9 protein-coding genes are annotated in these 11,964 nt (G+C 60.8%); 6 read left to right on the top strand and 3 right to left on the bottom strand.

Annotated features, from left to right (window positions below):
• Nucleotides 1-14 precede the first annotated feature (14 nt).
• Nucleotides 15-752, bottom strand: a complete 738-nt coding sequence (locus tag ACTG2G_RS01565) for an isochorismatase family protein (RefSeq protein ID WP_041210334.1) — start codon at nucleotides 750-752, stop codon at nucleotides 15-17.
• 192 nt (nucleotides 753-944) lie between these two features.
• On the opposite strand from ACTG2G_RS01565, the gene ACTG2G_RS01560 reads away from it, so the two are divergent.
• On the top strand, nucleotides 945-1,880 hold the full coding sequence (locus tag ACTG2G_RS01560; RefSeq protein WP_439985095.1) for a LysR substrate-binding domain-containing protein: 936 nt from the start codon (nucleotides 945-947) through the stop codon (nucleotides 1,878-1,880).
• Between the two features lie 6 nt (nucleotides 1,881-1,886).
• On the opposite strand, the gene ACTG2G_RS01555 is transcribed toward ACTG2G_RS01560, so the two are convergent.
• Nucleotides 1,887-2,795, bottom strand: a complete 909-nt coding sequence (locus ACTG2G_RS01555) for a LysR substrate-binding domain-containing protein (RefSeq protein WP_439985094.1) — start codon at nucleotides 2,793-2,795, stop codon at nucleotides 1,887-1,889.
• Nucleotides 2,796-3,071: 276 nt separating this feature from the next.
• On the opposite strand from ACTG2G_RS01555, the gene metE reads away from it, so the two are divergent.
• Together metE and ACTG2G_RS01545 are read left to right on the top strand one after the other, a co-directional pair.
• Nucleotides 3,072-5,336 carry a 5-methyltetrahydropteroyltriglutamate--homocysteine S-methyltransferase gene (metE, locus tag ACTG2G_RS01550; RefSeq protein WP_439985093.1) on the top strand — a complete coding sequence of 755 codons (2,265 nt, stop codon included), beginning with the start codon at nucleotides 3,072-3,074 and terminating at the stop codon, nucleotides 5,334-5,336.
• Between the two features lie 176 nt (nucleotides 5,337-5,512).
• Nucleotides 5,513-6,262, top strand: coding sequence for a substrate-binding periplasmic protein (locus ACTG2G_RS01545; protein ID WP_439985092.1), 750 nt, complete (start codon nucleotides 5,513-5,515; stop codon nucleotides 6,260-6,262).
• Between the two features lie 36 nt (nucleotides 6,263-6,298).
• Here the strand turns inward: ACTG2G_RS01545 and ACTG2G_RS01540 are convergent, their stop codons facing one another.
• A complete protein-coding gene (locus tag ACTG2G_RS01540; protein ID WP_129503885.1) occupies nucleotides 6,299-7,162 on the bottom strand; it encodes a LysR family transcriptional regulator in 864 nt (287 codons plus the stop codon).
• Between the two features lie 167 nt (nucleotides 7,163-7,329).
• Between ACTG2G_RS01540 and ACTG2G_RS01535 the strand changes: the two genes are divergently transcribed.
• The 3 genes from ACTG2G_RS01535 to focA all read left to right on the top strand — a co-directional run bounded on the left by ACTG2G_RS01535 (nucleotide 7,330) and on the right by focA (nucleotide 11,947).
• Nucleotides 7,330-8,763: a glycoside hydrolase family 1 protein gene (locus tag ACTG2G_RS01535; RefSeq protein ID WP_199427436.1), complete on the top strand. Its 1,434-nt coding sequence runs from the start codon at nucleotides 7,330-7,332 to the stop codon at nucleotides 8,761-8,763.
• 193 nt (nucleotides 8,764-8,956) lie between these two features.
• Complete coding sequence (gene ycaO, locus ACTG2G_RS01530) at nucleotides 8,957-10,717, top strand: 30S ribosomal protein S12 methylthiotransferase accessory factor YcaO (protein WP_005352574.1); 1,761 nt, start codon at nucleotides 8,957-8,959, stop codon at nucleotides 10,715-10,717.
• A gap of 381 nt (nucleotides 10,718-11,098) precedes the next feature.
• Complete coding sequence (focA, locus tag ACTG2G_RS01525) at nucleotides 11,099-11,947, top strand: formate transporter FocA (protein WP_005333620.1); 849 nt, start codon at nucleotides 11,099-11,101, stop codon at nucleotides 11,945-11,947.
• The last annotated feature ends 17 nt before the right edge of the window (nucleotides 11,948-11,964 follow it).

Here is an 11,964-nt window from a genome sequence, read left to right as displayed (position 1 = left end):
GAAGGCGGGGCGAGTTACGACTTCTTGGCACCCTCTTGCATCTGCCACACCAGGGTGGCGAAAGGCATGTCGAGGGCGCTGTAGACATCGTGCGCCTTGGGGTCGACGTTGCTGCGCAGCATCTCGACCGCGGCGGAGGCGTAGTCGGTGACCGGGATACCGGCCCCCAGCAAGCGTTGCAGCCCAGTGGTGCGCTTGGCTTCGTTGAAGGTGCCGGAGGCATCGAGCACCACCCGGGCATCATAGCCGGCAGCCTTGGCAGAGAGGGCCGGGAAGCTGGCGCAGATCTCGAGGGATACCCCGGCGATGATCAGTTGTTTGCGGCCGGTCTTCTCAATGGCGGCGCGCACGGCGGGATCGTCCCAAGCGTTGATGACGGTGCGGTTGATCACCTTCACATCCGGCAGGGCACTGGTCAGTTCAGGCATGGTGGGGCCCCACATGCCATCGGGCATGGTAGCGGTTACGATCACCGGCACGCCGAGGGCGCGGGCGGCGTTGGCCAGCGCCACCACGTTGTGCTTGAGCTCGCCCACCGTGGTGTCGCGCACGCCGCTCAACAAGCCGACTTGATGGTCGACCAGCAGTAGTACCGCATTGTCTCGGGAGAGCATCTCCAGATAGCGGTTGGGTGATACGGTCGGATGGCTGGCAGCCTCGGCGGCCATGGCCGGTGTCGCTGTTGTGGCCAGCGTGGCGGTCAGGGTCGCCAGACCGAGCAGGGTGGCAGAGCAGATTTGTCGCAGTTTCATGGTGAACTCCTTGTGATATCGGAACAGTCAAACGGCCCTTGCTGGTGGGGCGGATTGCCCGCGCAGCAACCGTCTGATGGGGACAGGGCCATTATGATGGCTGCAAAAATGGCGACAATCTGGTGAAATAGGTTCTTATCGTTCCATTGATGGAACGATGTGAATGCACCTCACCCTGACCAAGGCTGCCCGATGACACCACTGGAACTTGATTTGAATGATCTCTATCTCTTCACCCATGTGGTGCAGCGACAGGGATTCACTGCCGCCGCGCGGGCGCTTGGCGTGCCCAAGTCGCGGATCTCGCGCCGGATCCGGCTGCTGGAGGAGCGGCTGGATACCCGGCTGCTGCAACGTACCTCACGCCAGCTCAGCCTGACCGATGCCGGTGAGGTGCTCTATCGCCACTGTCAGGCGATGCTGGCCGAAGCGCAGGCCGGAGAGGCGGCTGTGCGGCAACGGCAGCAGGAGCCGAGCGGTCTGGTGCGCATCAGCGTGCCCATTACCATTGCCGATGCGCTGCTTGCCCGCTTGCTGCCCGCTTTTATGGCCCAATACCCCAAGGTGAGGCTCGCCGTGCAAGCCAACAATCGGCAGGTGGATCTGCTGGAGGAGGGGTTGGATGTGGTGATCCGCGGGGTGGCCTTCGAGCAGCCCCCCTCCAGTCTGGTGCAGGTGCCGCTCTGTATGGTGCAGTGGGGCGTGCTGGCGACCCCGGCGTGGCTCTCGCGCCACAATGCGCTGGCGCATCCACGCCAGCTGGAGGGAGAGGATGCCCTGCTCTTCAGCTCGCTGGAGCGTCAGGCCGATCTGTTGCGGCTGCGGCACGATAGCGGGGAGAGTGAGGAGGTGGCGGTCAATGTGCTGCTGCGCAGCGACAATGTGCAAACCCTCAAACAGGCGGCGCTGGCGGGGCTCGGGATGGTGGGCTTGCCACTTTACGCCTGCGTGAATGAGCTGGCGGATGGGCGGCTGCAACAACTGTTGCCCGAGTGGCGTCCCAAAGATGGCAAGCTGGTGATGCTCTATCCCGCGCGGCGTGGTCTGTCACCGGCGGTCAGGGCCCTCATCGACTTTATCAAGGCGCAGTTGCCTGCACTGCTGGCAGAGGTCGGTCAGCCACGCTGAGGAGGGCTATCCCTCCATCTTGCGGCGAATGCGCTCGAACAGGCTCTGCAGGCAGGCTTGATCCCGATCGGCGGCCCGCACCGCGCCGTACATATGGCGACGGATACCGCTGCCGAGGGAGCGGGCGCAGAGCATCCCCTGTCTGACAAACTCCTCGCTGGCCCAGCGTGGCAAGGCGGCGACGCCGAGGCCGGCGGCGGCCATCTGCAGCATCACCGAGGTGTTGTCCACCGGCTTGCAGCGGGCGGGCTCCACCCCGGCGGGTTGCAAAAAGCGGCTGAAGATATCCATGCGGCTGCGCTCCACCGGATAGACCAGCAGCACCTCCGGCCCCAGATCGCCCGGCTCGATGTGGCTCCGGTGGCAGAGGGGATGAGCCGGTGCCATCACCAGAGTCAGATCAAAAGCAAACAGCGGCTCGAAGTGGAGATCGCCGCGGGCCTGCACGTCCGAGGTGAGCAGCAGGTCGAGCTGGCCGCCTAGCAGGGCATTGATGGCATCAAAGCCCGGCACCGACTCCACCTCCAGATCCACCCCAGGCCACTGGCGGCGAAAATCGGGCAACAGCGGCAGCAGCCACTGGATGCAGCTGTGGCAATCGAGCGCCAGATGCAGCCTGCCCGCATCGCCGCTCTGCAGGGCTTGCAACTGTTTCTCGGTCTGGGCCAGAGCGGGCAGTACCTGACGGGCGAGGGCGAGCAGCTGGCCGCCTGCCGCGGTCAGCACCAGCGGGCGGCTTTTGCGCAGGTAGAGCTCCAGATTGAGGCGGGTCTCCAGCTCTTTGAGCTGGTGGGAGAGGGCGGACTGGGTGAGGTTGAGGGTCAGCGCCGCACCGGCCAGCGAGCCCTGCTCGGCCAGCGCGGTCAATGTTTTCAAGTGTTTGATCTCTATCCCTGCATTGCTTGGCACTGCCATAAGATGGCTCCTTGTGAGATTGCGTATGGCGCTGAGGTTGCGGCCGGCGGTGGCCTGCTGCGCTTCTTGACTCCGGCACCTCTTGCACCTGTAAACATCGGCCTCTGCATCCTCGCGGTGAACCTGACTGGCGGTCAGTTGAGGATTATTTGAGAGCCACTTGAAGAGGATTCAATAGCCAGCGTCACCTTATCTTGTCATTTTGGATGTGTAAACATCTGGATGGCTAAACCATCCAATTTCCCATCAGATGAATGAGCATAAGGAAATGAACCTATGACACGAGCACACACCCTGGGCTTCCCCCGTATCGGCGCCAAGCGCGAGCTGAAATTTGCCCTCGAATCCTACTGGCGTGGCGAGACCACTCAGGCCGAACTCGTTGCCGTGGGCAAGACGCTGCGTGAGCGCCACTGGCAGGCCCAGCACGGCGCCGGGGTCAATCTGCTGCCGGTGGGCGACTTTGCCTGGTACGATCAGGTGCTCGGTACCAGCCTGCTGGTGGATGCGGTGCCTGCCCGTCACCGTCATGGCGAGACCGATCTCGACACCCTGTTCCGGGTGGCCCGTGGCCGTGCGCCGACCGGCCCGGCGGCGGCCGCCGCCGAGATGACCAAATGGTTCAACACCAACTATCACTATCTGGTGCCGGAATTCAGCCGTGATCAGCGCTTCAAGTTGGGCTGGAGCCAGCTGTTTGACGAGGTCGAAGAGGCCAAGGCGCTGGGGCTGCCGGTCAAGGCGGTGCTGCTGGGGCCCGTATCCTACCTGTGGCTTGGCAAGGAGAAAGAGAGCGGCTTCTCCCGTCTCGAGCTGCTCGATCGCCTGCTCATCGTCTATCAGGAGATCCTGGCCAAGTTGGCCGTCCAAGGAGTGGAGTGGGTGCAGATCGACGAACCGGCGCTGACGCTGGACTTGCCGGACGAGTGGCGGCTGGCCTATCTCAACGCCTACGAGCGCCTGAGCGGCCCCTGCAAGCTGTTGCTCACCACCTATTTCGGTTCGGTGGCCCATCAGCGCGACATCATCACCAGCCTCAAGGTAGATGGCCTGCATCTGGATCTGGTGGCCGCCCCCGAACAGCTGGAGACCCTGGTGCCGCATCTGCCCGCCCAGTGGGTCATCTCTGCCGGGGTGATCAACGGCCGCAACGTCTGGCGTGCCAATCTGGCCAAGCTGGCGCCGACTCTGAAGGCACTGAAAGCCAAACTCGGTGAGCGGCTCTGGGTGGCCTCATCCTGCTCATTGCTGCATAGCCCGGTGGATTTGACCCTGGAGCAGGAGCTGGATCCCCAGACCCGCAGCTGGTTCGCATTCGCCTTGCAAAAATGTTTCGAGCTGGGACTGCTCAGAGAGTATCTGGATGGGGGCGAGCTCGACAAAATCACCGCCTACAGCCAGCCCATCGTCGATCGGGAGTCCGACAGCAGGGTGCACAAAAAAGCGGTGCAGTCACGGCTCGCCAGCCTCACCAACAGCGATTTTGATCGCCACAGCCCCTATCCGGTCAGGGCCGAGCTGCAGCGCTCGGATCTCAAGCTGCCGCTGCTGCCCACCACCACCATCGGCTCCTTCCCGCAGACCTCGCAGATCCGGGTGTTGCGGCAGGATTGGCGCGCTGGTCGCATCGATGACAGCGCCTACGAGGCGGGCATTAAGGCCGAGATCCGCGATGCCATCGCGCGTCAGGAGGCGATCGGGCTGGACGTGCTGGTTCATGGTGAGGCCGAGCGCAACGACATGGTTGAGTATTTCGGTGAGCTGCTGGATGGCTTTGCTATCACCCGCTTCGGCTGGGTACAGAGCTATGGCTCCCGCTGCGTCAAGCCGCCGGTGATCACCCGTGATATCGACCGCCCGACCCCCATGACCCTGGCGTGGACAAAGTTTGCCCAGAGCCTGACCGAAAAGCCGGTGAAGGGGATGCTGACTGGCCCTGTGACCATCCTCTGCTGGTCTTTCCCGCGCGAAGACGTGAGCCGCGAGCAGTCCGCCCTGCAAATAGGGCTGGCTATTCGCGACGAGGTGGCAGATCTGGAAGCCGCCGGCATCAAGATCATCCAGATCGACGAACCGGCGATCCGCGAAGGCTTGCCCCTGCGCAAGCAGGATCATCAGGCCTATCTCGACTGGGCGGTGCGGGCCTTCCGTCTTAGCGCAAGCCCGGTGGCGGACAGCACCCAGATCCACACTCACATGTGCTACAGCGACTTCAACCTCATCATCGAGGCGGTGGCGGCGCTGGATGCGGACGTGATCACCATCGAGACCAGCCGCAGCCAGATGCAGCTGCTCGAAGCGTTCGAACGCTTCAACTACCCCAACGAGATTGGCCCGGGCGTCTACGACATCCACTCGCCGAACGTGCCGAGCCAGAGCTGGATTGAGGGGTTGCTGCGCAAGGCCGCCAAACAGATCCCGGCCGAGCGGCTCTGGGTCAACCCGGATTGCGGCCTCAAGACCCGCGGCTGGGAAGAGACAGAAGCCGCCCTCAAGGTGATGGTTGATGCCACCAAGGCGCTGCGGGCCGAGCTGGCGTAACCGGCAAGCCGTGACAGCCATCGGTAAGGTGGCGTGCTGACAAACGAACAAGAGAGGGGAAGCCACTGCTTCCTCTCTCTTTTTTCGTTGGCCACTTTTTCCACTGGATCCTGAACCTTGCCGCAGCCCGCTTTGCACTAGGCTCAGAGTTGGCAGAAGTGGATGGAGTCGCGGCCATGAGAGTCAGTCTGGGGAGCGCAATCCTGTGGGGATTGCTGATGTGGCAGAGTGCATGGGCGGCGCCAGCGGCCGAGTTGAAGATGGTCTACTTTGACGACTTTGCCCCATATTCGTGGCGTGACGAACAGGGCAGGATGCGCGGGCTGATGATCGACGTGATGGATCGGGTGGCCGCGCAGATGGGGCTGCGGGTTCGCCATGAAGGTTATCCGTGGCAACGGGCGCAAAAACTGGTGCGGATGGCGCAGGCCGATGGCTTCGTGACCATCGCCACTCAGGAGCGGCGCAGCTATACCCTGATTGTGGAAGAGCCGGTTACCACCACAGTGCTAACCATTTTTACCCAGCGTGCCCATCCCCGCATGGCGGAGTTTCAGCGTGCCAGCCGCTTGAGCGACTTCAAATCGCTTACCTTTCTCGACTATTTCGGTAACGGCTGGGGCAAGGAGAACCTGGCGGGCTTCACCGTTCATCACACCATCAATGTCGATAATGTCTTCAAAATGCTGGCGGCGGGGCGGGGGGATCTGATGGTGACCGACCCACTGGTGGCTCGTTTCAAACTCAACCAGCTGGGATTGTCCGGGCAGGTGGTCGAGGTGCCGCTGCAGCTTGCCTCTACCCCGTTCAATCTCTGCATCGGCAAGCACTCCCGCTTCAATACCCGGATAACCGAGTTCAACCGTGCCCTGCAACAGCTGCGACAAAGCGGCGAGTTGGCGCGTATCGTCGAACGCTATCGTTGATGCGCGGCCGCCATCTGCTGTTTGCCAACGGCGTGTCTATCTTGGCGTCATATCGGCGATGGTTGCCCAGAAGGCATCGATCAAGGGCCCCTTGCTGTGGGGCGGACGGATAAGGCCAATGGTCCAGCAGGCTTCCCCGTCTCTCAAGGGGAGGGTGAGCACATCCGGGTGCTCTATGGTGGTGGAGGAGGGAACCAGAGTCCAGGCGATCTCGGCTGCGGCGGTGGCTACGCCCGCTGCAAAGTCGTTGACATACTGGATATCGCGAAAACGCAGCCCGCTCTGGGCCAGATAGTTCATCAGGTGATCGTAAAAGGACGGGGCCTTGTCCCGACGCAGGATCGCCAGCGGCTTGTCCACCAGATCCGCCAATGCCCTCACATCGCGGTAGCTGGCGGGCAGTACGGCGACAAAGTGGGCTTCGACCACTGGCAGGGCGTGCCACCCCTTGGGGGCGGGCAGGCGGCAAAAACCGAGATCCAGCTTGCCTTCACTGAGCGCCAGCAGCTGGTGGTGGGTAGAGAGATCGTTGAGCTCGATGGTCACCTGCGGCCGCTCGGCGCGAAAGCGGGCGATGGCGGCGGGCACCAGGATCTTGGTGGCCACGCCAAAGCCGATGCGCAGGGTGCCGACATTGCCCGCTAGCACGTCGCGGGCGGTGCGCGAGAGCTGCTCGCTCTGGATGACCACAGCGCGGGCATCCTCATACAGCGCCCTGCCCAGTCCGGTGAGGCGAGTGGTACTGGCGTTGCGCTCGAACAGCTCGCCGCCCAGCTCCTCCTCCAGCCGCCTTATCTGTTTGCTCAGGGCCGACTGGGTAACGTGCTGGCGTACCGCCGCCTGGCCGAAGTGCAGCACCTCCCCCAGAGTGACGAAGGCTTTCAGATCCCGTAGCTCCATCAGGGCTCCTTTCATTCCTGTTGGGAATGTTGAGTGGTCAAATTTGTCATTGGACGGAATTTTAGAAGTGATGGATGCTTATGCCAATTCATTTCGGGTACCCCGGCACGGGGGCGCCGAGTTATCAGAGATGGCTGACACCATCAGCGCAGAAGGAGCAACACCAGATGCATCACCACAAGTTCAACGACTTCCCGAGCGATTTTCTGTGGGGCGCCGCCTCCGCTGCCTATCAGGTGGAGGGGGGCTGGAATGCCGATGGCAAGGGGCCCTCGGTGTGGGATCTCTTCACCAAGCTGCCGGGCAAGACCTTTGAGGGAAGCAACGGCGATGTGGCGGTGGATCACTACCACCGCATGGAAGAGGACGTGGCGCTGATGGCCGAGATGGGGCTCAAGGCTTACCGCTTCTCGGTGAGCTGGCCGCGCATCTATCCCACCGGTCGGGGGGAGGTGAACGAGGCGGGGCTGGCCTTCTACGAGAAGCTGATCGACACCCTCTTGGCACACAAGATCGAACCGGTGCTGACCCTTTATCACTGGGATCTGCCGCAGGCGCTGCAGGATGAGTACGGCGGTTGGGAAGACCGACGCATTATCGAGGATTTCGAGCGCTACTGCGTGACCCTCTATCAGCGTTTTGCCGGCAAGGTGAAGTACTGGGTGTCGCTTAACGAGCAGAACTACAACCTGACCAACGCCTATCAGCTCGGCACCCATCCGCCTGCCGTGCAGGATCGCAAGCGCTTTTTTGCCGCCAACCACATCGCGTTTCTGGCCAATGCCCGAGTGATCAAGGCGTTTCGCCAGCATGTGCCAAATGGCCTCATCGGCCCGAGCTTTGCCTACTCCCCTGCCTATCCGGCGTCGTGCGATCCGAAAGATATGCTGGCCTATGAGAACGCCGAGGAGTTCAACAACCTCTGGTGGCTGGATGCCTACTGCTTTGGCCGCTATCCGCAGGCGGCGCTCGCTTACTTGCGAGAAAACGGCGAGGCGCCGGAGATCCTGCCGGGCGATATGGAGTTGCTGCGCGAGGGGACGCCCGACTATATCGGCGTCAACTACTACTACACCCTGACCTACACAGATAACCCCTTGGGCGGTCAGACCCTGCAGCGGATCAACACCACCGGCAAGAAGGGCACTACACCGTCCAGCGGCATCCCGGGCCTCTACAAGACGGCGCCCAATCCGCACCTTGAAACCAGCAACTGGGACTGGGCCATCGATCCGACCGGGATGCGTATCGCCCTGCGTCGCCTCTCTTCTCGCTATGGTCTGCCGCTGATGATCACCGAGAACGGCCTTGGCGAGTTCGACAAGCTGGAGGCGGGCGACAAGGTGAACGATGAGTACCGCATCGATTACCTGCGCAGCCACGTCAAGGCGTGCCAGGAGGCGATGCAGGATGGGGTGGAATTGCTCGGCTACTGCGCCTGGTCGTTCACCGACATCCTGAGCTGGCTCAACGGCTACCAGAAACGCTACGGCTTCGTCTATGTGGATCGTGACGAGCAGGGGGGCTCCCTTCGTCGGATCAAGAAAGCGAGTTTCCACTGGTACAGCCAGGTGATTGCGAGCCAGGGCAAGCAGCTCTGACGATGTGTCGCGTCGCGTAACCAGCGGGCCCGGGCAATCCCCGGGCCCGCGTTGTTTGTGGCGGGGGAGAGGGGGCAAGCCGGTTTCTCACCGTGCGACTCATCCCTGTTTGCTGATTTTTGTCCTGCCAAAGCCGCCGACCCCTGCTATTATCTGCGGCCGAACATGAGCCAATAAAAATCAGGATATCGTGATGACTGACCACACTTTTATTCCCGGCAAGGACGCGGCGCTGGAAGACTCCATCGAACGCTTCCAGACCAAGCTGCAAGCCTTGGGCTTTGATATTGAAGAGGCCTCCTGGCTCAACCCCGTGCCGAACGTCTGGTCGGTGCATATTCGCGACAAAGAGTGCGCCCTCTGCTTCACCAACGGCAAGGGTGCCAGCAAGAAGGCGGCCCTCGCGTCTGCCCTTGGCGAATATTTCGAGCGTCTCTCCACCAACTACTTCTTCGCCGACTTCTATCTGGGCGAGCAGGTCGCCAACGGCGATTTCGTTCACTACCCGAACGAGAAGTGGTTCCCCATCGAGGGTGACCAGTTCCCGGCCGGTCTGCTCGACAGCTTCACCCGCAAGTTCTACAACCCGGACGGTGAAGTGACCGCCGACATGCTGGTGGATCTGCAGTCAAACAACGAAGAGCGCGGTATCGTCGCGCTGCCGTTCGAACGTCAGTCCGATCACGAGACCGTCTACATCCCGATGAACATCATCGGCAACCTCTATGTCTCCAACGGCATGAGCGCTGGCAACACCAAGACCGAAGCGCGCACCCAGGCGCTCTCCGAAGTGTTCGAGCGCCACGTGAAGAACAAGATCATCGCCGAGGCCATCAGCTTGCCGCTGATCCCGGACGAGGTGATTGCCCGTTATCCGGGGATTGCCGCCTCCATCGCCGCCCTCGAAGCGGAAGGCTTCCCCATTTACAGCTTCGATGCTTCCCTGGGTGGCCGCTATCCGGTCATCTGTGTGGTGCTGCTCAACCCGAGCAACGGTACCTGCTTTGCCTCCTTCGGCGCCCACCCGCGCTTCGAAGTGGCCTTCGAGCGGACCGTCACCGAGCTGCTGCAGGGCCGTGGTCTCAAGGATCTCGACGTATTCGTGCCACCGTCATTCGACAACGAGCAGGTAGCGGATCACCACAACCTCGAGACCCACTTCATCGACTCCTCGGGCCTTATCAGCTGGGACCTGTTCAAGCAGGATGCGGACTTCGAGTTTGCCGACTGGGATTTTCGTGGCACCTCGCAGGAGGAGTTCGATCACCTGATCGGCATCTTCCATGAGCTGGAGCAGCCGGTCTATATCGCCGACTACGAGCATCTGGGTGTCTACGCCTGCCGCATTCTGGTGCCCGGCATGTCCGACATCTATCCGGCCGAAGATCTGCTGCTGGCCAACAACAACATGGGCGCCAACCTGCGCGAAGTGATCCTGGCGCTGCCATCACTGGATTGGGATGCCGAGCAGTACATGGCGTTGTTTGATCAACTGGATGAAGAGGGGCACGACGAGCGTACCCGTGTACGCGAGCTGCTGGGCATCGCCGCTGCCAAGGGGACCGCGCTGCACACCCTGCGCGTTGGCGAGTTGAAAGCCATGCTGGCGCTGGCCGCGGGTGAGCTGGAGACCGCACTGGATCTCATCGACTGGACCATGGAGTTCAACCAGTCGGTGTTCACTGCCGAGCGTGCCAGCTACTACCGCGCCCTGCGTGCCTGCGTCGAGTTGTTCCTCGACGAGGAGCGGGATCCGGAGCAGTATCGCGCCGTCTTCACTCGCATGTATGGCGAAGAGACGCTGGCACAGGCATGGGCCAACGCCACTGGCGAAGCACGCTTCCACGGTCTGGAGGCGGCCGACCTGTCGCTCTCCCAGTTCCCGCTGCACCAGAAGCTGCTGGCGGCCTACGAGAAGCTGCAGAAGGCCAAGCGAGCCCATCACTGGGCGTGATTGTTGCTGTAAAGGAAGGGGCCGTGTGGCCCCTTCTGTTTATCGTGCGGCAAAGCACGGGATTGTTATTCAAAGATGAAATAAAAAACAAAAAATACCCCTAAGGGGGTTGATGGCAGGGCAGGGGATGTGCTGTCGAACTGCAAAGATATCTTGCCAATGCTACATTTCCATGCTCTGGAATAAATTCTTTAAAATCATTGCATTAAAAATGTGATATTTCTGTTTCAGCTGATACCTGGTGTAAAGTGGCGTAGCCATCGCACTAAAATATTTGTAGTAAAATTACATTCGCACTCTGATAAACTTGATCAATGTCAATTTTGGCTATTAGGCCCTTTGTTATGATTTCAACAGGCAAAACATTCAGGTAGAAAATAATTGAAAGCTGAATCTCCATTCGATTGTCTCAAGCCCGAAGCCATCGCTGCACTGGCTGAAGACATCACCTATGCCAAGGCTACCAAGCCGGCATACAAGGTCATTCCACTGGCCATCACCGCAGGCGCTTTCATCGCCATCGCATTTATCTTCTACATCACAGTGACTACCGGAACCGGCTCCATGCCTTGGGGTATGGCCAAGCTGGTGGGCGGTCTCTGCTTCTCTCTCGGACTTATTCTGTGTGTGCTGCTCGGTGCCGAGCTGTTCACCTCCACCACCCTGACGCTGGTGGCCAAGGCTGCCAATCGCATCAGCTGGGCTCAGCTGCTCAAGAACTGGGGGCTGGTCTACTTCGGTAACCTGATTGGCGGTCTGCTGATGGTGGCGCTGATCATCGTTTCTGCAGAGTACACGGCAGCAGATGGTCAGTGGGGCCTTAACGCCCTCAAAGTGGCCCAACACAAAATTCACCACACCTTCTTCGAAGCGGTGGCGCTGGGTATCCTCTGTAACCTGATGGTATGTCTTGCTGCCTGGATGGCTTTTGGTGCCCGCAGCGCGACTGACAAGGTAGTGGTTATGCTGCTGCCGGTTGCCATGTTCGTTGCCTCAGGTTTCGAGCACAGCATCGCAAACATGTTTATGATTCCGGTTGGTATCGCTATCCACAGCGTGGCTAGTCCGGAATTTTGGCAGGCCATCGGCCAGGATCCGGCAACCTTTGCTGACCTGACCGTATCCAACTTCGTCCTACACAACCTCATCCCCGTGACCATCGGCAATATCATCGGTGGTGGCGTGATGGTTGGTCTGACTTACTGGTTTATCTTCCGTCGTCATCATTAAGGATGATTGCGGGATAC

It is taken from the genome of Aeromonas sp. 55A, from assembly GCF_051919665.1.
Classification (GTDB): domain Bacteria; phylum Pseudomonadota; class Gammaproteobacteria; order Enterobacterales; family Aeromonadaceae; genus Aeromonas; species Aeromonas veronii.
This window is presented reverse-complemented; position numbering and strand designations above follow the sequence as displayed.